The following is a 22,276-nucleotide window of genomic DNA, read 5'->3' on the forward strand; positions in this document are numbered from 1 at the left end:
AATGACGATGGATTTTTGGACACCAATTCGGCTATCAATTGAAATCGCATTCGTTTCTGGATTCATCGTCATCATACTTGGCACTTTAATCGGAAAGTGGATGGCTAAAAAAACATTTAAAGGTAAAACGTTCTTAGAAACAGTTTTATTGCTTCCTTTAGTATTGCCACCGACTGTTGTGGGCTTTTTACTTATCATTATTTTCGGCAAAAATAGTTGGTTAGGACAAGCGATTGAATGGCTTTTTCAGCAGCCTATCATGTTCACATGGTGGGCAGCTGTTATTGCCTCAACAGTTGTTGCTTTTCCTTTAATGTACCAATCCGCAAAAACTGGATTTGAAGCAGTAGATAAAAATATTGAAAATGCTGCACGCATTGATGGTGCAAAGGAATGGCAAGTTTTTCTTTACATTTCTATACCGCTTGCGATGAAGTCCATTGTTTCAGGTGGTATTTTAAGCTTCACTCGAGCATTAGGTGAATTCGGTGCTACCCTCATGTTTGCAGGCAATTTACCAGGAAAAACGCAAACGACACCTCTTGCTATTTATGTCGCAATTGATGCAGGAAATATGACATTAGCTTGGGTCTGGGTGATCGTAATGATTGGCTTATCCTTTGTCATGTTACTCGGTGTACATTTCTTGAAGGCACCTGCCAATTAAAGTGAAACTTCCATCATTCATATGAAAAAACAAGCCAACCTTTAAGCGTTGGCTTGTTTTTTATCACTCATTTATTGTTGTAAGGATATATCAAATCTTCAGCTAAATGAGTGAAGGCTTCACCAACAACAGAATCTTCGTCGTAAACAGATGAACCAGTATTTTCCTCGGGTTGTACGAATGGAATTTGGGCGATGACCTCTGTTTGTAGTGCATTAGCTAAAGCTTCGCCACCACCTTGGCCGAATAAATAATTACGCTCACCTGTAGGATTTTCAAAATAAGCCATATTTTCAACAACGCCAATAATGGCGTGCTTGGTATGTTTGGCCATCACACCTGCTCTTGAAGCAACATGTGATGCAGCATTATGGGGTGTAGTGACAATGATTTCCTGAGCATGAGGAATCATTGCTGCCACATCAATTGCTACGTCACCAGTTCCAGGTGGAAGATCTAACAGTAAGTAATCTAACTCGCCCCAATGCGTATTTGCTAAAAAGTTGCGAATCCATTTATTTAACATCGGGCCTCGCCACATCACCGGTTGGTTATCCTTTGAATAAAAGCCCATTGACATAACCTTGACACCATCGCTTATAACGGGAATCGCTGTTTGCTCAATCATCGTTGGCGTTTGCTCAATTTTCATCATGGCTGGAATACTAAAGCCGTAAATATCGGCATCTAAAATTCCCACACGTTTTCCAAGACGAGCAAGAGCTACCGCTAAGTTAATGGTTACTGTCGATTTACCAACGCCACCTTTACCGCTCGTAATAGCGATAAAGCGTACGCCGGAATCGGGCTGTAGGATTTTGGGCATACCGTTTTTCGTTGTTGCTTGCATTTTCAAAGAAGCCGTTAAAGCTTGTCTTTCTTCAGTTGTCATTGTGCCAAAAGTGATAGCAACATGCGTAGCACCGATTGCTTGAAGGGCTTCCTCAATGTCTTGCTGGATTTTGGCTTTTAAAGGGCAACCTTGAATGGTCAACGCGACTTCTAGCTGAATACTTGTGTCATCAATTTGAATAGTGCGCACCATATCCAATTCAACAATGCTTTTATGAAGTTCGGGGTCATTGATTTTTTTGAGTGCTTCTAATACTTCTTTTTTTGTTAACATTCGTCTTTCAATCCTTTACCAAGGCCCTTTAAGAAGTGAATCCCGAAGTTCAGAGCACGGTTAACATCCGGATCTTTGATGACCTTCATTAAGCTAAAGACTGTGACTTTTTCTTCGCGAGCGATTGCTGTATTTGCTTCGTCAAGTCCACTGTTTAAGCTACCCATTAGCTTTTTAGTCATTTCAGGATCCATTGCTGATAAAAGACCTGCAACAGTCATTAGCTGGTTGATGATGTTGGTTACAGGTTTACGTGAAATTTGACCAAGTGCAATATGGGCAATTTCTTCTTTCGCCTGTAACATTTTATTGACCGCTTCAAGTGCACCGATATCGTTCAAATCAGATACAATCGAAAAAATTTGTTGAAGCGCTTCTTCATTTTCTGAAAGCAAATCTTTTAAATCATTTAATCTTTGCTCTGCGATTTGTTCTTCTGAAAGTTGTTGTTTTTTAATATTCGTAATGGGTGCTGCCATTTTTTACACCTCTTCCTGATTCGTTGTTAAGTGAACGTAGCCAGGGCGTTGCCATTTTCGCTGTACTTCAACACCATTTTGTGGATGGCGTTTTTTATAGCGTGGATTTGTACGTGGGAGTGGATTTTTCCCTTTTCTTTTTAAAACTTCCACGCGTACTTTTGTTTGTTTATAAGCAGGTGTAGATGTATTCTTATCGCCTGCTGGCCCAGTTAAAAAGTTGATCGATGAATCTTTATCAACGGAGTTCATCGGTAAGAATAATTCATTGCCACGTACGCGATCAGTGATAAGAGCATTTAGTTTTAGTGCGCCATATGGTGAAACAAGACGTACAAGTGCACCATCTTCAATACCACGTTCTTTCGCAAATTCAGGAGAAACCTCAACGAAAGTTTCAGGTACTTTTGATTGAATACCATTGGATTTGTTCGTTAAATTTCCTTCGTGGAAATGTTCAAGCATACGCCCATTGTTGATATGGCAATCATACTCAGCAGGGAATTCCACTGGTTCTACCCAATCATATAAAGCGAAACGAGCTTTTTTGTCTGGGAAGTTAAAGCCGTCTGTATATAAAAGTGGTGTATCTTTTCCGTCAAGGCTACCCCAACAGAAGCTATTCCAACCTTCAAGTACATCGTAATTTGCTTGGCTGAAAATAGGGGATAAGCTCGCCATTTCTGCGAAAATTTCGCTTGGATGACTGTAGTTCCAATTAGCCCCTAAGCGATTCGCAACATCTTGGAGAATTTTCCAATCTGGTTTTGAATCACCGAGTGTTGGTAATACTTGATATAAACGTTGAACGCGGCGTTCTGTATTTGTAAAGGTTCCTTCTTTTTCAAGAGAAGGGGCTGCTGGAAGAACGACATCCGCATATTGTGCTGTACGAGATAAGAACACATCTTGTACGACGAAGAAATCAAGTTGTGAAAGTACTTGGTCTACATGGTTGGCATTACAGTCAACAAGTGCCATTTCTTCTCCAACAAGGTACATTGCCTTCATTTTTCCTTGGCTAATGGCATCAAGCATTTGCATATTATTGCGACCAGGTTCTGGCTGAATTTTGACACCGTATGCTTTTTCAAATTTTGCGCGTTCCTCATCATTTGTTACTTTTTGGTATCCTGGTAGTAGGTTTGGTAATGTCCCCATATCACAAGCGCCTTGTACGTTATTGTGACCACGAAGAGGATAAGCACCTGCTCCAGGACGACGGTAGTTGCCAGTCGCTAATAGTAAGTTAGAAATAGCGGCCGATGTATCGGAACCACCTGTGTTTTGTGTAACACCCATACCCCAAAGAACACAAGTACCATCTGCATCGCGAATCATTTCTGCTACGTCAATAAGTGTTTCTTTTGAAATGCCTGTTTCTTGTACGGCATAATCGAGTGTATATTTTTCAAGTACTTCTTTGAATTCATCAAAGTAGTTAACGTTTTCTTTGATAAATGCTTCATCATGCCAACCTTGGTCGATGATATATTTCGTAACAGCCATAAGCCATACTTGGTCTGTACCTTGCTTAGGTCGCATGAAAATATCTGAGCGTTCGGCCATTTCATGTTTTCGCAAATCGGCTACGATTAATTTTTGACCATGTAATTTATGAGCACGTTTGACGCGAGTTGCTAAAACAGGGTGGCCTTCTGCTGGGTTGGCACCTACGATGATCACAAGTCCCGCTTTTGCAATATCTTTTACCGTACCTGCATCGCCCCCCATACCAACTGTGCGGAACAAACCGTCTGTTGCAGGAGATTGGCAGTAACGTGAGCAGTTATCGACATCATTTGTTCCAAATAACTGACGAGCCATTTTTTGAATTAGATAATTTTCCTCATTTGTGATTTTTGAAGAGGAGATAAAGCCCACAGCGCCTGGACCGAATTCTTGATGAATACCACCTAATCTTGAAGCAATTAAATCAAGTGCTTCATCCCAAGAGGATTCCACAAATTCCCCATCTCTTCGAATCAACGGTTTTGTTAAACGTTGTTCAGAATTTACAAAATCCCAACCAAATTTCCCTTTGACACATGTAGAAATAGCATTTACAGGACCATCAGATGGTTGCACTTTTAAGATTTTGCGCCCCTTCGTCCATACTTCGAACGAACAACCAACACCACAGAAAGTACATACGGTTTTTGTTTTCTTAGTTCGCTTGCTACGCATTGCAGCTTCAATTTCAGATATAGCAAAGATGCCACTATATCCAGGTTCCACTTCTTTGATTACATCAATCATTGGGTTAAGCATATCTTGTTTCATGCCTGTCATAAATCCAGCTTCACCAAGCATTGATTTCTCCATTAATGCATTACATGGACAAATTGTTACACATTGCCCACAGCTAACACAGGAAGAATCATTAATCGCAACGCCTTCATCCCAAATAACGCGTGGGCGCTCTGCTTCCCAATCAATTGATAGTGTTTCGTTTACTTGCAGACTTTGACAAACTTCTACGCATTGACCACAAGCGATACATTGGTTTGGATCGTAGCGATAAAATGGATGAGACATATCAACTTCTGTTGGCTCCACTTTCGGCTTGTACGGATATTTTTGATGCTCAATTTCCATCATTTCCACCGTATTGTGTAGCTTACAATTCCCGTTATTATTGTCACAAACGGTGCAATAGAGCATATGGTTCTCAAGCAGTCGATCCATCGCTTCTGTTTGTGCTTCTTTTGCTTTTGGTGATGCAAGTTGTACATTCATTCCCGCCTGTGCTTTTGTACTGCATGAACGAACAAGCTCGCCATCTACTTCAACGATACATGTATCACATGTTTGAATCGGATCTACTTCAGGTACATGACAAATTTGTGGATGGGAAATTTGATTTTTGTTTAGGACATCTAAAATCGATTCGCAGGGATTTATTTCGTAGGGGGTACCGTTAATTTTCATCATTGTCATAGTAATTGCCTCCTTTTTTCCTCAAACATAAAAAAATCCACCATGAATGAGCATACTTCCAGCTAAAAAGTATGACTTAATTCATGGTGGATAAGATTTTTAGCAGATCTTACTAAAAGACCAATCCAGATTTTTTTATGAGATGTAGAAATAAAATCAAAACATTTGTAGAAAATATTTTGACCTCATTTGTATCATGAATATCATTATATCCCCTAGTGAAAAAATAAACAATATGAATTATAAAAGCTCTTAGTTGATAATGATTCTCAAAAAAATAGACTTTCAATTTTTTAAAAGTTGCTTTATGATTAACAAACTGTAGAGATGAAATAGCTTTTTTGCAAACAAAAACTGTTTTTTTATGTTAGGAGGATGCTAATTATGTCGAAAAAAGTGCATGAATTTAATGACATCATCCGGAAACTTCGCAAAGATTTATTTGGCAAAGGTCCTGAACGTATTCATACCATCTTTGTGCAAAATATGGCTGTATCAACGCTATATGGCAATGTAACACCAACTGAAAAATTTATTGCTAGTACGCAAGAAGGTCTGGCAATGGTACATGCCGCTCGCACAAAAATGATTCAAGATTTGTATTCCAAGCAAACGCCTGAAGGTATGGAAGAATTGATGGAAGCCAAATTATTGCATCTGTTTTCAGATATCAAAATTGAAGAAGATATTGCTGTATCTGTTTTTATTTTTGATCAAAATATTGAGGAACACTAGGAGGAGCTATGGATACTGAGATCACGAGAGAAATCCTTCGACTAGAAAATGGACAAGTGCAAAAAGTTACGGATACCATTGTAACGGAATATGCAGTGACTGTTAAAATTAATCAACAGGAATTTGTCACGATGGTTTGCACACCTGAATTTGTGGAGGATATGGTCGTTGGCTATTTAGCCTCTGAGAAAGTGATTACTCACTTTGATGACATAGAAAATATTTGGTTTCAGGAAAAAGAGGGCGTAGTACATGTCCAAACCAAAAAGGTCAATCCATTTGCAACGAAGTTACAAAATAAGCGCTACATTACATCATGTTGTGGAATGAGTAGACAGGGCTTTGTGTTTGCAAATGATGCATTGACTGCCAAGAAAATGGAGCGCATTCATATTCAATTGACACCACAAAGTTGTTTTCATCTCATGCAAACGATGCAGCAAAATGCGGTGACCTTTCAAAAAACAGGTGGAGTTCACAATGCAGCATTATGTGATTCCAAAGACATCTTACTGAGTCGGAAGGATATTGGTCGCCACAATGCACTTGATAAAATATATGGCTATTGCTTACAACATGACATTTCGATTCAGGATAAGGTTATTGTATTTAGTGGTCGTATTTCATCGGAAATTTTACTAAAGGTGTCTAAAATTGGATGTGAAATGATTCTTTCTAAGTCAGCTCCAACAGAATTGGCTCTACAACTAGCGGAACAATTAGGAATCACAACTGTTGGATTTATCCGTCAAAATTCGTTAAATGTTTATACACATCCGGAACGAATTCTTTTCGATGATTCAATTGGCAGTATCTGAACAAGGAGATGAAACCATGAATTTGATACAAGATCAGTTTAAGCGACCGTTAAGAGATTTACGTATATCCGTTACGGACCGTTGTAATTTTCGTTGTCGCTATTGCATGCCAGCTGAAATTTTCGGACCAGATTATGCCTTTTTACCATCACAGCAAATTTTGACGTTTGATGAAATTGAGCGACTTGCTAAAATCTTTGTTTCTTTTGGCGTGAAAAAAATACGCATTACTGGTGGTGAGCCACTACTGCGAAAAAACGTTGCGCAGCTAATTGAGCGACTTCATCATGTGCAGGGGATAGAAGATATTGCGATGACCACAAATGGCACCTTGCTGAAAAAGTTTGCAGAGGATTTGGCGAAAGCTGGATTGTCGCGTGTCTCTGTAAGCTTAGATTCACTCAATGAAGAACGCTTTTTATCGATGAATGGTCGCCGTGGGAAAGTTAATAATGTGCTGGAAGGTATTGAAAAGGCAAAACAAGTAGGCTTGCAGGTCAAAATTAATATGGTTGTGCAAAAGGGACAAAATGAACAGGATATTATACCAATGGCTCATTTCTTCAAAGAAAAAAAACATATTTTACGCTTTATTGAGTATATGGATGTCGGAAACTCTAATGGCTGGCGCTTAGATGATGTTGTATCGAAAAAAGAAATTCTTCAAGCTGTTCATCGGTTTTCACCGATCGAGCCAGTAAGCCCCAATTATAAAGGGGAAGTGGCAACTCGTTATCGTTACAAAGATAGTGATCAAGAAATAGGTGTTATTTCTTCTGTCACCGATTCATTTTGTGCTACTTGCACACGAGCCCGCATTTCAGCAGAGGGAAAGCTATACACATGCTTATTTGCGACAGATGGTACGGATTTACGTGAGCTTTTACGCTCCGGACAAACTGATGATGTCATTGCAGAATGTATTGCTGCCGTATGGCAAAATCGGACAGATCGCTATTCAGATGAGCGAACAGAACATACATCTCATCAGCAGAGAAAAGTTGAAATGTCTCATATTGGTGGATGATCACAACAAAATAGAATAGACAAGAGGGATTAGTAGGATGGCTTTTAACAAACCAGAGCAAATTACAGAAATCGCCATTGGTGCAGGTATAGGTAAAGCAAGTTATTCGATTTTTAAAATGTTAGTGTTAGGATTTTTAGGTGGAGCCTTTATTGCTTTTGGGTTTTTACTCGATATTCGTGTTAGTGGAAATATGCCGGAAGCATGGGGCAGCTTTGCTGGTTTCATCGGAGCAGCTGTGTTCCCATTAGGCCTTATTTTAGTATTATTAGCAGGTGCTGAGTTAATTACGGGGAATATGATGTCTGTCGCAATGGCTTTTTATGCAAAGAAAATTTCCATTCCGGCATTAGTGCGAAACTGGTTTTGGGTGACACTTGCCAATCTAATTGGCGCTTTATTTGTAGCATTTTTCTTTGGACATGTAGTTGGTTTAACAGAAACGGGTCCGTTTTTAGCTAAAACAGTAGCAATTGCGAAAGCCAAAACAGCAGATTCGTTTTTACAAACATTTATTTCAGGGATAGGCTGTAACTGGCTTGTATGCTTAGCTGTTTGGTTGGCTTATGGCGCAAATGATTTTGGTGGAAAAATTGCAGGCATTTGGTTCCCTGTCACAGCTTTCGTTGCGATTGGCTTCCAACACGTTGTCGCAAATATGTTTGTCATTCCAGCTGCTATTTTTGCTGGACAAGCTACATGGACAGCCTTTTTAAGTAATGTTATTCCAGCCTTTTTAGGGAATGTAGTTGGTGGCGCTATTTTCGTTGGATTGATTTATTTTATTTCTTATCAAAAGGAATTCGCTACAACTAAATAGCACAAATAAAAAACCGGCATATGCCGGTTTTTATGCACGTTCATGTAAAAAGTGGCCGCTTTTTCCGCCTGTTTTTTGCACAAGATAGGTATCTTGAATAACCATCGATTTATCGACAGCCTTGCACATATCATAAAAAGTTAAAGTAGCAATGGATACGGCTGTTAATGCCTCCATTTCAACGCCCGTATTACCTTTGCATTTGACGAGTACTTCAATATGCAATGCATAGCCAGTATCCTTTTTTTCATAGCTAAATGTAAAATCCGTACCTTGTAGCATAATCGGATGACACATCGGAATAAGTTCAGATGTTTTTTTGGCACCCATAATACCTGCGATTTGGGCAACTTGTGTGGGATCACCCTTTTTGATATTCCCTTGTTGAATTGCTTCGTATAATTCGGTTGATAGTAAAATTGTACTGCGTGCAATAGCTGTTCGTTTCGTATCGCTTTTTTCGGAAATATCGACCATTTTAGGTCGACCTTCTTCATTCCAGTGAGTAAAATTAGTCATGATAATCTCCTTTATTCTCTAAAGTATTTGTGGATTGGGGCCAGTCACTTAGAGTATTGATATTGATGAATGCTTGCTCATCATCTGAAACGGGTACATAGTAAACGCTCAGTTGATCGAGTAGCGATTTCATACTTCTTTTATGTTGCTGCAATAATTTTTCTGTTTTGTGTAAAATGCTACGGTGATAAAGGGCAGCAAGAGGCTGTATTTTGTCCGATTGCTTTGGAACAATCGCATCATAAGTATCATCTACAAATGAAAGCATCATTTTGACAAAGGATTCGGTAATATAGGGCATATCACTTGCCAGTACGAAAAACCAATCTGCATCCGTCGTTTTGGATAGAACATGATGAATCGCAAAAAGTGGTCCTTGATGTGGCAATTCTTCGATAAATATACGGACGTCCTTTTCTATAAATTGAGGAGATAACGATGCATTAGTTGAGATAATAAGTGGCTTCAGTGCATTCTTTTTAAATGCTTGTAAGCTATATTGATATAAAAATTGACTATCCAATTTTTCAAACATTTTGGGTTTTCCATATCGTGAGGATTGACCACCAGCTAATACGATACCTGCAATCTTCATCGATGTAACTCACCAATAAAATGCTGCACTGTAGGAATGATGAGTTTACGCATGCCAAGCTTAACGGCATTGGTTGAACCAGGTAATGCATAAATAGCAGTCTGCTGTAAACAACCGGCAACTGCACGACTAAACATAGCTCGTGGCCCTATTTCCTCATAACTTAATGAGCGAAATAGTTCGCCAAACCCATGCATTTCTTTTTCAAAAAGTGGTGTTAACGCTTCGTATGTGACATCTCGTGACGTGAAGCCTGTACCGCCTGTTACAATGATTGCATTGATGTCAGCATCATCACACCACGCGCGCACTTGCTGAGTAATGGTAGCGGCATCATCTTTTACAATAAGGTATTGGGCTGTATGAAAACCAGCGTCTGCAAGAAATGCTTTGATTTGCTGACCACCCTTATCCGTCTCTATTGTACGGGTATCACTAACAGTTAAAACAGCGGCATGAATGGCAAGATCTTTATGGGTTGAATGCATTGTAAATCCTCCTGTTGATAGAATCAATGATTAATTATAACGATATAAATTGAAAGGTCAAATAAAATTCAGTAAGAGAAAGGCAGCGTTTTAAATGAGTGATCGATATTCTAGACAGCAACTGTTTCAGCCGATTGGGGAAAAAGGACAGGTGCTATTACAACAAAAACATGTACTGATTGTAGGGGCAGGCGCATTAGGTAGTGCAAGTGCAGAGGCGATTGTAAGAGCCGGTGTAGGTAAAGTGACGATTGTCGATCGTGATTATGTGGAATGGAGTAATTTACAGCGTCAGCAGTTGTATAGTGAACAAGAAGCAGAGCAAAAAATACCGAAAGCTATTGCAGCACAAGAAAGGCTCATACGTATTAATTCAAACGTACAGATTAAGGGGCTCGTCATGGATGCAAGGGCAGATTCATTGGAGAGTATCGTACAAGATGTCGATGTGATGATTGATGGTACCGATAACTTTGATATTCGATTTGTGATGAACGATTTAGCTCAAAAATATCAGATTCCGTGGATATACGGCTCGTGCGTAGGTAGCTATGGTACGACTTATACGATTATTCCAGGAAAAACACCTTGCCTTCATTGCCTACTACAATCAGTACCGAATATGGCGATGACCTGCGATACGGCAGGAATCATTAGCCCAGCAGTGCAAATGGTAGCTGCTTATCAAGTAGCCGAGGCATTAAAAATTTTAGTGGAAGATTGGCAAGCAGTATGTGAAACGTATCGAACCTTTGATGTATGGCATAATCAACATTATGATATGCGTGTACAAACAGCGAAAAAAAGGGATTGTCCATCATGCGGTGAACAGGCAATTTACCCTTACTTAGCTTATGAAAACCAAACAAAGGCGGATGTATTATGTGGACGAAATGCTGTACAAATTCGCCCTATCCGATCAGATGCCTATAATTTAGATTTCTTAGCACAGAAGCTTCAAAAGCATGGTACGATTCAGCAAAATCCATACTTGTTATCATGTCAATTAAAAGATTATCGCCTCGTTATTTTCCAAGATGGTCGAGTGCTTGTACATGGTACAAATGATGTGCAACAGGCAAAAAATTTATATTATCGTTTATTAGGATAAGGAGTGTTGAACATGTTAGAAAAGAGAAACCCTATTGCAGTCGGTGAGGCAGTTCGTCGCGTCATGCAATTTGCTTTTACGGGAACAAAAGAAATGGTACCGCTACCTAGGGCATATGGTCGATTTTTAGCCGAGGCTTTAAAAGCGGACCATGATGTACCAGCTTTTGATCGCTCACCCTATGACGGTTTTGCCATTCGTGCTGAGGATAGTAAATCTGCTTCCGCCGAGCATCCTGTTACTTTTGAAGTCGTTGGAGAAATTGGAGCGGGCTTTGTTTTTCCAGAACAAGTCCAAGAGGGGCAAGCTGTTCGTATTATGACAGGTGCTCAAATTCCAGCAGGTTGTAATGCAGTTGTTATGCTGGAGTTAACACGGACTTTTGAAAAAGAGGGTAAGTCCTATATAGAAATTAAACGTACTTATCAAGAGGGCGACAATATTTCGTATCAAGGTGAGGATATGAAAAAGGGAGAACCGCTTGTTCAAAAGGGAACGTATATTAATCCTGGTGTCGCAGCATTATTAGCAACCTTTGGTTATCATGAGGTACCTGTCACACGTAAACCAGTCATTGGTGTAATTGCAACGGGAAGTGAATTATTAGAAACTGATGAGCCACTTCAACCTGGTAAAATTCGTAACAGCAATGCGTATATGATTATGGCACAAATTGAACGTGTTGGAGCAGAGGCACGTTATTTCGGGAAATTTAGCGATGATTTAGACATTTGTATTGATGCAGTGAAGTCGGCTTTATCGGAAGTAGATATGCTCATCACAACTGGTGGCGTTTCAGTAGGTGATTATGACTACTTGCCTGCAATTTATCAGGCGCTTGGTGCAGAGGTGTTATTCAATAAAGTGGCAATGCGTCCAGGCAGTGTAACAACAGTTGCACAAAGAGATGGACAGCTTTTATTTGGACTTTCAGGAAACCCCTCTGCTTGTTATGTTGGTTTTGAGCTATTTGTTCGCCCAATAGTACGGTCTGCCTTTTTAAATCAAGCACCCCATTTGCATAGAGAGCAGGCAATTTTAGGTGAGGATTTCAAAAAGGCCAATCCATTCACACGCTTGATCCGTGCGCGTATTACTTTTGAAAATGGACAACTTGTAACAGTACCTTCAGGCTTTAATAAATCGAGTGCTGTTTCCTCATTAGCAGAAGCACAAGCTTTCATTGTACTTCCTGGTGGTACACGTGGCTATGAAAAGGGGATGCGTGTAGACGTATTATTAGTAGAAGATGGACAAGGAAGTGAATGGCCTTGGGACAACATTGTGCCGTCCTACAGATAGTTGGCTATCAAAATAGTGGCAAAACGACATTAATGGAGAAATTAATTGCTGCAGCCTCAGAAGAAGGGGCCCGCGTTGCAACCATTAAGCATCATGGGCATGGTGGAGTTCCAGCAGCAGTCTATCGAAAAGATAGTCAGCGTCATGAAAAGGCTGGGGCGGTGATTGCTGGTGTAGAAGGAGCAGGTACATTATGTTTGACTATTCAGCAGGCATCCTGGGAACTGGAGGAGCTCGTCGAATTATATCAATCATTTCGGCCTAATATGATTTTAGTTGAGGGCTATAAAAAGGCAGATTATCCAAAGGTCGTATTAATTCGTCATCAGGAGGATGTCGCCACTTTACAGAAATTGACGAATATCATTTGTGTGCTTTATTGGCAAAATGTAGACCTTTCTCCTTTTACATGCCCTGCATATTCAATAAGAAAAGAAGCTCTTTATATGGAACTTTTACTGGAAAAAGTGAGGAATTAGAATGGAAGAAAATTTATTTGTTATTACAGATCAGCCTATTCATGTAGAGGAAGTTACAAAAAAAGTAGAAAGTCGTAATGCAGGGGCAATCACAGTTTTTATTGGAACGGTTCGAGAATTGACAAAAGGCAAAAAAACATTGCATTTAGAGTATCAAGCGTATCCATCGATGGCCATTAAAATGTTTCAGCAAATTGCTAAAGAAATAAAAGAAAAATGGCCGGAAGCACATATTGCTATTACACATCGTACAGGGCGATTGGAAATTTCAGATATTGCGGTTGTTATCGCTGTTTCCTCACCACATCGAAAAATAGCCTATGAGGCAAATGAATATGCCATTGATCGCATTAAGCAAATTGTGCCAATTTGGAAGAAAGAATTTTGGGAAGATGGTACAGCTTGGATTGGCGATCAGCTCGAGAATGTACCTTATCCGTCTGGAAAACCTGTAGTGAAGGGAGGAGAAAAGCATGATTAAGATCCTACTTTTTGCACAATTACAAGAGGAAGTTGGTCAATCACAAGTGACTATGGATACTTCAGAAGCAACCGTGCAACAAGTAAAAGTCTGGTTAGAGAAGCAGTATACTTTAACATCCTTACAGCAAACAATGGCTGCCGTGAATGAGGAATTTGCGACGGATGATACGATTGTAACATCAGGGGATACAGTAGCTTTTATTCCACCGATTAGTGGTGGGTAGACAGACTATTTACTATAAATAATGTTGCTTTAAAATAACAAGTGTCATTTCTATGAGTAAAATAGGACTTTTAAGCTTTAATGAAGTACGCTTAATCTAACTGAATGTTGATGAAAAAAACTTGCAGAGGGATTCGCATAGATTCCAGTGGGGACGCGAAGTAGACCAGAACTTACAGGAATGAGGATTCTCGTCAGTTCGCTTACTGAAATCGGAGCAAATTATACTTTATTTAATAGCGAATATATCCTGTAAAATTTACGTTACTACACTTTTTCAGTGTTATTGAAGTTAGGAAATGGTTTGTTGGAAAATCCGATGGTATCGTAACCTCATCTAATTAGAAATACCTTATAAAATGCGAAAAACTCTATCGATAGAACTGATTTACTAATATGAATAGGAAATGGAAATTAGAATATTGAATTCTTATTAATAGCTAGATGATTCTATCGCAAAGGGGAAATCGTATGAAGAAAAATTTAAGTATGTTTCTAACAACTTGTCTCGTCACTTTGGGGTTATTTGCTGGGCATATTTCAGCAGAAGCTAGTACTTCACAGATTCAAACGCTTGATCAATCCGTCAAAAAAATTGTTGATGAAAAAATGGCAGGTGCTGATGTTAGTCTTGCCATTAGAGATGAGAAAGGAAATGTTATCTATGATTTGAATGGAAATCAGAAACAAAAACCTGCATCCAATATGAAATTACTAACTACTTCTGCAGCTTTAGAGACTTTAGGAGAAAACTATCGGTTTAAAACAAATGCTTATTATACTGGTAAGATAAAAAATGGTGTCTTAAAGGGAGATATTTACCTTCAAGGGACAGGTGACCCTACTTTAAATAAGGAAGATCTTGAACAGTTTGTTGGTAGTATTGCAGCTTTAGGAATTAAACAAATTGATGGTCGAATTGTAGCTGATGATTATTGGTTTGATCAAGATCTATTGACGCCTGGTATTGCAGAAGAGGATGAATCTTATTATTATGCTGCACCAATTACCGCATTAACGACTTCGCCTAATAGTGATTATGATTCGGGTACGATTATAGTTGAAGCGAAAGGTGAGGAGGTAGGAAAGAAACCAACTCTTACAATTACACCTGAACTTGGGGATTTAGTCATTGAAAATAATGCGCAGACAGTTGAAGCAGGTAAGGAAAATACATTAACCATTGAACGTCAATTTAGAACAAATCGAATCATTGTAAGTGGAAATTTACCAGTTGATAAGAGTTTGAAAGAATGGGTAACAGTACAAAATCCTACAATTCACACATTAACAACATTTAAAAATCTACTTGAACAAAATAAGATTCAATATTCTAAGGACAAGCTGTATCGTGCAAAAACACCTAACAGCGCAAAACTAATTACTCAAAAACAGTCCATGCCACTTTCTCAATTACTGATTCCATATATGAAATTAAGCAATAATGGAATTGCAGATATTTTAGTAAAGACCATGGGACAAGTGAAAATGCATAAAGGTAGTACAGAAGCGGGGCTAAAAGTTTTAAAACAATACGCAAAATCCCGTCATTTGAATATTGGAGATTGGTCTTTTGAAGATGGTTCGGGCATGTCGCATAGTAATCGAGTGTCGAGTATCCATTTAACACAACTTTTGTTCATGGTTCAAAAGGAGAAATGGTTCAACACATATTTTACCAGTCTACCAGTTGCCGCAAATCCAGAAAGAATGATAGGTGGAACACTTCGCAATCGTCTAAAATCACCACTTACAGCAGGAAAAGTTATTGCTAAAACTGGATCATTGACTGGTGTCAATACACTGAGTGGCTACCTAAAAGGAAGTAGTGGAAAAACTTATACATTTAGTATTTTAGTTCAAAATAAATCTGGAACAATTCCAGTAATAGATGAAATTGTAGAAGTAATGGCTAAGCAATTATAGCAAAAGTAAGGGAAGAGGATATTTAATCTTCTTCCATTTTTGTTATTTGGGAAATATTTGAAGAAACAAGACTACATCATGAATAAAAACAACGGATTTGTGCTAAATGAACAAGTTCTGACCTCGGTCAAAAACATAAATTGTTTTGAACGCGGATAAAAAACTTAAATTTGATAAGAGATTCAAATTACATAGATAAGACCACTCGAAACATGGATTACACGGATAATCCAAGCATTCGTCCCAAAAAGTTACTATAAAAAGTGCTATAATAGCATTAATTGTATATAGAAGGAGTGAGCTGTATGTTAAAAACAGCTGTTTTTGATCAACTTAAAAAAGCAATGAAAGAAAAGAATGTTCTTGCGAAGGGTGTACTCACTATTGTCAAGTCTTCACTTGATTTAGCTGAAAAAGAAAAGGGCTCTGAGTTAACGCATGAAGAAGAAATTGCGATTATCAATCGTGAGATCAAACAAACGAACCAAGCTTTAGAAGGTGCTGAAAAAGCAAATCGCTCTGACTTAATTGAACAAGAGCAAGCAAAATTGGCTCTATTAAAAACATTCCTACCAGAACAATTATCGGAAGAAAAAGTAATTGAACTGTTAAAAGAAGCAGGTATTTCTTCTGGCATGAACATGGGAGAAGCAATGAAAATTGCCAAACCATTACTTGCTGGCAAAGCAGAAGGTTCTGTGATTGCAAAAGCGGTCAAAAGCTTAATTTAATTAGGTGAAAAAACGTTGAATTCTTTAATGGAATTCAACGTTTTTTTAATGATTATATGCAATAAAAAACACTGGTTGGTTCAAGCGGTTTAATCGTGTGGAAACCTCGCTCATAATATGGGTAAAAGCTGTATTCGATTTACAAATACCAAAAATATTCCTTTCAAATTAATTAGAGAGTTCGTAACACGAATGTCTATACAAAAATGGATTGAGTGCTATGAAGCTCAAAAAAAATAATACTTTGATCTATAAATGGGCAAAATAGGTGATGTTGATCCATAACTTCCAATATAAAAATGAAATATGACTATGAAAGTTAGAATATTCAACTACCAAGGAGAGATCAAATGCTAAAGAAGATAAGCATCCTTCTAATTTCGTATATGCTCGTTTTGGGTTTGATCAGTATACATGCATCAGCTGAAGTAGATTCCTCGACAATTCAAAGACTTGATCAATCAGTTAAGAAAATTGTCTACGAGAAAATGCCGAATGCTGAAGTAAGTATTGCAATTCGAGATGATTTTGGCAATGTCATTTATGATTTCAATGGTAATAGGCAACAAAAGCCCGCTTCTAACATGAAGTTATTAACGAGTGCTGCCGCATTAACTGAATTAGGTGAAAATTATCGATTTAGGACAAATATTTATACCACTGGTTATGTCAAAAAAGGAACATTGCATGGTGATCTTTATCTTCAAGGCACTGGTGACCCGACTTTGACCGTTGACGATCTGGATCAATTTGCTTCTTTTTTAGCTGACCAGGGTATTAAGAAAATAGATGGTCGAATTATAGGCGATGATTTTTGGTTTGATCAAGATTTGTTAACACCCGATATTAAAAAGGATGATGAGTCCTATTATTATGCAGCGCCAATTACGGCATTAACGCTGTCACCTGATAGTGACTACGATTCTGGAACTGTTATTATCGAAGCGCTAGGGGAGATTATAGGAGAAAAACCTAGACTAAAAACCACACCAGAATTAGGTGAATTGGTCATTAAAAATGAAGCAAAAACAGTCGCAACAAACCAAAATACCACACTAAAAATTGAACGCGAATATAGAAAAAATAAAGTGGTAGTTAGCGGCAATTTACCTATCCATAAGAGTTGGAAAGAATGGATCACTGTTCCGAATCCTACTTTGCATACAGTATTGTTATTTATACACGCACTAGAAAAACATAACGTTCAATATACGCAAGAACAACTATTTCGTGGGAAAACCCCTACTAGCGCAACACTAATGGTACAAAAACAATCCATTCCATTAGCTCAAATAATCATACCTTACATGAAATTAAGCAATAACAGTATTGCAGATATTTTAGTCAAGACAATGGGAAAGGTTAGGGTGGATCAGGGAAGTACAAAAGCTGGATTGAGAGTAGTAAAACAATATGCACTATCAAGACATCTCAATATGGATGATTGGTTCTTTGAGGATGGCTCAGGTATGTCGCATAATAATAGCGTGTCGAGTATCGATCTAACAAAACTACTATACAGTGTACAAAAAGAGAAACAGTGGTATAGTACTTTCTTTAATAGTTTACCCGTCGCTGCAAATTCAGATAGGATGATTGGTGGGTCATTAAAAAATCGCTTGAAATCCCCTTTTACTGAAGGGAGAGTTTTTGCAAAAACAGGCGCAATTGATGGTGTCAATACACTAAGTGGTTACCTAATCGGAAACAGTGGCATGCCTTATTCTTTCAGTATTTTAGTACAAAATCAAAATGGGACGATTCCTGCGATTGATGAGATTGTAGAAAAAATGGCAGAGGAATTATAGATTACTCAATTCACCCCAGTAAACATGGGGTGAATTGATCATTATTAGAAACATATAATGAAAGCGCGGATGTCGCACTCAAAATCGCGGAAAGAGATGAAAAACCTGCGGATGTCGCACTCAAAATCGCGGAAAGGAATTATAAAAACCGCGGATGTCACATCGAAAACCCCGGATAACATGAAGTACTCTTCGTCCTTAAAAGTCTGCTAAATCATTTTTTATGCCAAAATAAAAATGAGTTATTAGTTCTTCTGTCGAATACTATTTCATAAGATTATTTCAATAACTAGAGGGGATTTCTTTGAATCAAAGAATGCTATACATTGTGATTGTTTTTATGCAAATTGTCGTTTTAACGAATGTTACCCTTTTTTAGCAAGTGGAATGGAATAATGATGTTTATCTGTACGGGTTTATTTATTCTAGGTACTTATTTTTATGTCAAAGGTAAAGGAAAGTTAGATCCAGAAAGTGACGCACTTTAATCTAATATTCCGATTAAATGGATGTGTTTTAAAACAACTACTTTGAAAACCTTTGAAACACCTGTTATAGTAATAAATGAAGTTGAAAGGAGCGATATAGAATGAATATGGATTATGATTTATTTATGCAAGACATGCTTCGTCAAGCACGTAGCGAAATGACTGAAAATGGTTATGAAGAACTTAAAACAGCAGAAGAAGTAGACGAGGCATTTAAACGTAAGGGTACTACTTTTGTAATGGTTAACTCAGTATGTGGTTGTGCAGGTGGTATCGCACGTCCAGCAGCAGTTAATGCAATCAATTACGATAAACGTCCAGATCATTTAGTAACAGTATTTGCAGGTCAAGATAAAGAAGCAACTGCTCAAGCACGTATGCACTTTGGTGAAGATCATATTCCTTCATCTCCATCATTTGTATTATTAAAAGATGGTAAACCTGTAGCAGAAATTGGTCGCCATGAAATTGAAGGACATGATCCAATGTCAGTAATTACTGCTATTCAAGGCTACTTCGAAGATTTTTGCGAAGAAGTTTAATCGTTTAAATAGAAGAGCGCTATTTTACTATAGTGCTCTTTTTTTTAGGGGTGAAATATGTGAAAAGGTATCATATTGGTTATCGTATTTTGAAAACAGGACTAGGTGCAGGACTATCTATCGGTATTGCACAATATTTTCATTTAGATTTTTTCTCATCCGCAGGGATTCTAACCATACTTTGTATTCAGCCAACAAAGCGAAAGTCAATTCATGCAGTATATACAAGAGTAATGGCAACTTTAATAGGTATTGTCATGTCGCTTATCTTTTTTGAGTTGCTGGGCTATCATCCATGGATTTTAGGGTTGATGATCTTATTCTTCTTACCAATTTTGGTAATGATTAAAGTTACGCCAGGATTCGTTTCATCTGTTGTCATTATTTTACATATATTTTCAACTGCAAATTTCACATGGGGTTTATTAGTAAATGAATTATCACTGATGTTGATTGGATTTGGAACTGCATTAGCTGTCAATATGTATATGCCCGATATCCAACACAAACTAGACGACTATCGTTTGCAGATTGAGAAATTATATAGTTCAATTTTCAAAGAAATTACAAAATATCTACGTAATGGTGATACCAGTTGGGATGGGAAAGAATTGGTTGAAGCAACGAGTATGATTAATAAAGCAAAAGCACTCGCATATCAAGACGTTGAAAACCACCTTACCCGACATGAAAATCTCTACTATCAATATTTTGATATTCGTGAACGACAACTAGAAATTATCGAAAGAGTATTACCGAAGATCACAAACTTACCGGTCATAGTAGAACAAGCAGAACTTGTAGCTGATTTTATGGAAGAACTATCTGAAAATGTCCATTCAGGAAATACAGCCAAAAAATACCGCAGTAAATTAGATGATGTAAAAGGAGACTTTGCAAAATTACCACTACCAACAACACATGAGAAATTTTTAGCAATGGCCTCACTTTACCAATTCATTGAGGAAATGGATCGATATCTTGCCATTAAACAGGATTTTAAGGGAATAACCCCGTCAAATCGACGTTTGGCCAAAAAATCGAAAGGTGAAAAACAGGAGGATACCCAAAAAAGTTCTCCAACAAATGAATAAAAAATAAAAATGTATCACAAGGAAGCTTAATCTTGAAGACTTCCAGTGATACATTTTTTACTTTTTTGAAACCAGCACCATTACTTTTTCAGAGGAGTCCCCGAAATGAACAATAATGTAAACTTACTGACCGTAAAAAGTGAATTTTTAATATAAACGTTGACTCATACAAGGTGGGAAGCCATTGATATCTTGAATCATGTGGAAATCATATTGTTTTAATGCAAATTGACTCTGATAGAGATATTCAAGAACAAGGAGCTTGCCATTGGATACATCACACAATATTCCTGATGTACCTTGACCATTTGATAGCGATATTCCAACCGGTTTACCTATTAAATACGCAATTTTATGTTGCCACGGCATAAGCATCAATCCTTTTAGACTATTATATGTTTCCGGAGGTATTTAGTGATTACCAGGACATAAAATATCCGAAACGCGAATACAATTGGAAAATGTGCGAGTATTTTATAGGAGAACGCGAGTATTTCCCCAGAGAACGCGAGTAAATTCAATGAAACCGCGAGTAACCCCGAAACTCTTCTGATCCGCGGCAGTAGTTCGGTTGTAAAGGAAAATGAGTCCGCGGATAATATGAGCATCTGAGGTATTTAGTGGTTCCAGGACATAAAAAAGCCGAAACGCGGATACAATTGAAAAATGTGCGAGTATTTTATGGGAGAACGCGAGTATTTCCCCAGAGAACGCGAGTAAATTCAATGAAACCGCGAGTAACCCCGAAACTCTTCTGATCCGCGGCAGTAGTTCGGTTGTAAAGGAAAATGAGTCCGCGGATAATATGAGCATCAAAGGTTTGAGTGATTCCAGGACATAAAAAAGCCGAAACGCGGATACAATTGGAAAATGTGCGAGTATTTTATGGGAGAACGCGAGTATTTCCCCAGAGAACGCGAGTAAATTCAATGAAACCGCGAGAATTTCCATACAATTTTGCAGAATTTAAAATAAAACTTGCTGGAAGAAACTATTTATTTTGATTTAGATAAGAATGTTTGAACGAATAGTTTACCTTACTTTGTTGGATTAGAATACTTTACATACCCCTATAGGTATGTTACGATTTCATCGAGTTGGTATTGGATCAAGTAATAGGGAAATTAGTTTTGTCCTTTAAACTACTAACAAAAATATTATGAATTTCAATGGAGGCATCTTAATTATGGATAATCAAAAAACAAATGTGAATGCAGTATGGAATGGAGGAATAGCAGATAATGGGACTCTAAAATCCGAACATTTTGATATACAAATTGCTCTCTCAAAATCTTCAGGTGGTAGCGGTAATGGAGCAGATCCAAAAGTTCTTCTTGTTAGTTCTGCAACAACTTGTTATATAGAGACTCTTATTTTTATGCTTGAAAGCAGGGGCCTACCTGTTGATGAACTTACCGTAAATACTGATACAACTGATGGATTTACTATTACTCACTATCCAAAAATCGTATTATCTGCTGATGCAACAGAAGCACAAATTGAATCTGCACAACGAATTATTGAAGGAGCAGATAGAGGTTGTAAAGTTGGGAATTTATTAAGAAAAGCAGGTATTATAATTTCTGTCCAAGGTGAGGTTTCTATAAAATAAAATCATAATTAAGGAAATTTGAAAAAAGGTAAAATGATGTTCCGCGATGAGTGGGTTCGACCCCGACCACCGGGTGTCTTTAGGTTAATTTAAGCTGAGCTAATAAATTTCTGATAGCTCACAAACATTGATATATGAATGTTTGTGAGCTTTTTTGTTTTTTGAGAACACGATAGAAAACGATAAGAATTGAATTCATTTTACACAAATAGTTTAGTTGAAGGAAATATCATTTTATACAAAATATTCTTAAAGACTTTATG

General features: G+C 37.8%; 23 protein-coding genes. 16 read left to right on the forward strand and 7 right to left on the reverse strand.

The window, feature by feature from the left end:
* Position 1 precedes the first annotated feature (1 nt).
* Complete coding sequence (modB, locus tag CEF14_RS02790) at positions 2-667, forward strand: molybdate ABC transporter permease subunit (protein WP_102691447.1); 666 nt, start codon at positions 2-4, stop codon at positions 665-667.
* A 67-nt stretch (positions 668-734) separates the two neighbouring features.
* Here modB and CEF14_RS02795 read toward each other — a convergent pair whose 3' ends face one another.
* From CEF14_RS02795 to fdhF, 3 genes are read right to left on the reverse strand one after another with little or no spacing between them, the layout of a single operon-like run.
* Complete coding sequence (locus CEF14_RS02795) at positions 735-1,793, reverse strand: P-loop NTPase (RefSeq protein ID WP_102691448.1); 1,059 nt, start codon at positions 1,791-1,793, stop codon at positions 735-737.
* Complete coding sequence (locus CEF14_RS02800) at positions 1,787-2,272, reverse strand: helical membrane plugin domain-containing protein (protein WP_102691449.1); 486 nt, start codon at positions 2,270-2,272, stop codon at positions 1,787-1,789. Before CEF14_RS02800 ends, CEF14_RS02795 begins: the two co-directional genes overlap by 7 nt.
* 3 nt (positions 2,273-2,275) lie before the next feature.
* On the reverse strand, positions 2,276-5,212 hold the full coding sequence (gene fdhF, locus CEF14_RS02805; protein WP_102691450.1) for a formate dehydrogenase subunit alpha: 2,937 nt from the start codon (positions 5,210-5,212) through the stop codon (positions 2,276-2,278).
* 384 nt (positions 5,213-5,596) lie between these two features.
* Here fdhF and CEF14_RS02810 point away from each other — a divergent pair, with 384 nt between their 5' ends.
* Genes CEF14_RS02810 through CEF14_RS02825 form a run of 4 tightly spaced genes read left to right on the forward strand, consistent with a single transcriptional unit; the run spans position 5,597 to position 8,612 of the window.
* Positions 5,597-5,947, forward strand: coding sequence for a Na-translocating system protein MpsC family protein (locus CEF14_RS02810; RefSeq protein ID WP_102691451.1), 351 nt, complete (start codon positions 5,597-5,599; stop codon positions 5,945-5,947).
* An 8-nt stretch (positions 5,948-5,955) separates the two neighbouring features.
* A complete protein-coding gene (gene fdhD, locus CEF14_RS02815) occupies positions 5,956-6,765 on the forward strand; it encodes a formate dehydrogenase accessory sulfurtransferase FdhD (RefSeq protein WP_102691452.1) in 810 nt (269 codons plus the stop codon).
* A 16-nt stretch (positions 6,766-6,781) separates the two neighbouring features.
* Positions 6,782-7,792, forward strand: a complete 1,011-nt coding sequence (gene moaA, locus CEF14_RS02820) for a GTP 3',8-cyclase MoaA (protein WP_245890223.1) — start codon at positions 6,782-6,784, stop codon at positions 7,790-7,792.
* 37 nt (positions 7,793-7,829) lie between these two features.
* Positions 7,830-8,612, forward strand: coding sequence for a formate/nitrite transporter family protein (locus CEF14_RS02825; protein WP_102691454.1), 783 nt, complete (start codon positions 7,830-7,832; stop codon positions 8,610-8,612).
* Positions 8,613-8,642: 30 nt separating this feature from the next.
* On the opposite strand, the gene moaC is transcribed toward CEF14_RS02825, so the two are convergent.
* The 3 genes from moaC to CEF14_RS02840 are packed head-to-tail and all read right to left on the reverse strand — an operon-like array spanning position 8,643 to position 10,214.
* Positions 8,643-9,131, reverse strand: coding sequence for a cyclic pyranopterin monophosphate synthase MoaC (gene moaC / locus CEF14_RS02830; protein WP_102691455.1), 489 nt, complete (start codon positions 9,129-9,131; stop codon positions 8,643-8,645).
* The gene (locus CEF14_RS02835; RefSeq protein WP_102691456.1) at positions 9,124-9,726 is read right to left on the reverse strand and encodes a molybdenum cofactor guanylyltransferase; all 603 of its coding nucleotides are present in this window, start codon (positions 9,724-9,726) and stop codon (positions 9,124-9,126) included. Before CEF14_RS02835 ends, moaC begins: the two co-directional genes overlap by 8 nt.
* Entirely contained in the window at positions 9,723-10,214 is a 492-nt protein-coding gene (locus CEF14_RS02840; protein WP_102691457.1) for a MogA/MoaB family molybdenum cofactor biosynthesis protein, read from the reverse strand. Before CEF14_RS02840 ends, CEF14_RS02835 begins: the two co-directional genes overlap by 4 nt.
* 94 nt (positions 10,215-10,308) lie before the next feature.
* Between CEF14_RS02840 and CEF14_RS02845 the strand changes: the two genes are divergently transcribed.
* The 10 genes from CEF14_RS02845 to CEF14_RS02890 all read left to right on the forward strand — a co-directional run bounded on the left by CEF14_RS02845 (position 10,309) and on the right by CEF14_RS02890 (position 20,401).
* Positions 10,309-11,325: a thiazole biosynthesis adenylyltransferase ThiF gene (locus CEF14_RS02845; RefSeq protein WP_102691458.1), complete on the forward strand. Its 1,017-nt coding sequence runs from the start codon at positions 10,309-10,311 to the stop codon at positions 11,323-11,325.
* Between the two features lie 12 nt (positions 11,326-11,337).
* A complete protein-coding gene (locus CEF14_RS02850) occupies positions 11,338-12,627 on the forward strand; it encodes a molybdopterin molybdotransferase MoeA (RefSeq protein ID WP_102691459.1) in 1,290 nt (429 codons plus the stop codon).
* Positions 12,591-13,106, forward strand: a complete 516-nt coding sequence (mobB, locus tag CEF14_RS02855; RefSeq protein ID WP_102691460.1) for a molybdopterin-guanine dinucleotide biosynthesis protein B — start codon at positions 12,591-12,593, stop codon at positions 13,104-13,106. The genes CEF14_RS02850 and mobB overlap by 37 nt, the downstream gene beginning before the upstream one ends.
* Position 13,107: 1 nt before the next feature.
* Positions 13,108-13,587 carry a molybdenum cofactor biosynthesis protein MoaE gene (locus CEF14_RS02860; RefSeq protein WP_102691461.1) on the forward strand — a complete coding sequence of 160 codons (480 nt, stop codon included), beginning with the start codon at positions 13,108-13,110 and terminating at the stop codon, positions 13,585-13,587.
* Complete coding sequence (gene moaD, locus CEF14_RS02865) at positions 13,580-13,813, forward strand: molybdopterin converting factor subunit 1 (protein ID WP_102691462.1); 234 nt, start codon at positions 13,580-13,582, stop codon at positions 13,811-13,813. The genes CEF14_RS02860 and moaD overlap by 8 nt, the downstream gene beginning before the upstream one ends.
* A gap of 470 nt (positions 13,814-14,283) precedes the next feature.
* Positions 14,284-15,738: a D-alanyl-D-alanine carboxypeptidase/D-alanyl-D-alanine endopeptidase gene (gene dacB, locus CEF14_RS02870; protein WP_170061414.1), complete on the forward strand. Its 1,455-nt coding sequence runs from the start codon at positions 14,284-14,286 to the stop codon at positions 15,736-15,738.
* Positions 15,739-16,043: 305 nt separating this feature from the next.
* Positions 16,044-16,469: a GatB/YqeY domain-containing protein gene (locus CEF14_RS02875; RefSeq protein WP_102691464.1), complete on the forward strand. Its 426-nt coding sequence runs from the start codon at positions 16,044-16,046 to the stop codon at positions 16,467-16,469.
* Between the two features lie 350 nt (positions 16,470-16,819).
* Positions 16,820-18,277, forward strand: a complete 1,458-nt coding sequence (gene dacB / locus CEF14_RS02880; protein ID WP_102691465.1) for a D-alanyl-D-alanine carboxypeptidase/D-alanyl-D-alanine endopeptidase — start codon at positions 16,820-16,822, stop codon at positions 18,275-18,277.
* 589 nt (positions 18,278-18,866) lie between these two features.
* A complete protein-coding gene (locus CEF14_RS02885; RefSeq protein WP_102691466.1) occupies positions 18,867-19,307 on the forward strand; it encodes a BrxA/BrxB family bacilliredoxin in 441 nt (146 codons plus the stop codon).
* 59 nt (positions 19,308-19,366) lie between these two features.
* Positions 19,367-20,401 carry an aromatic acid exporter family protein gene (locus CEF14_RS02890; protein ID WP_102691467.1) on the forward strand — a complete coding sequence of 345 codons (1,035 nt, stop codon included), beginning with the start codon at positions 19,367-19,369 and terminating at the stop codon, positions 20,399-20,401.
* A 147-nt stretch (positions 20,402-20,548) separates the two neighbouring features.
* On the opposite strand, the gene CEF14_RS02895 is transcribed toward CEF14_RS02890, so the two are convergent.
* Complete coding sequence (locus CEF14_RS02895; protein ID WP_102691468.1) at positions 20,549-20,770, reverse strand: hypothetical protein; 222 nt, start codon at positions 20,768-20,770, stop codon at positions 20,549-20,551.
* Positions 20,771-21,587: 817 nt separating this feature from the next.
* On the opposite strand from CEF14_RS02895, the gene CEF14_RS02900 reads away from it, so the two are divergent.
* Positions 21,588-22,013: an OsmC family protein gene (locus CEF14_RS02900; RefSeq protein WP_170061415.1), complete on the forward strand. Its 426-nt coding sequence runs from the start codon at positions 21,588-21,590 to the stop codon at positions 22,011-22,013.
* Positions 22,014-22,276: the final 263 nt, after the last annotated feature.

Source organism: Rummeliibacillus pycnus, assembly GCF_002884495.1.
Lineage (GTDB): Bacteria > Bacillota > Bacilli > Bacillales_A > Planococcaceae > Rummeliibacillus > Rummeliibacillus pycnus.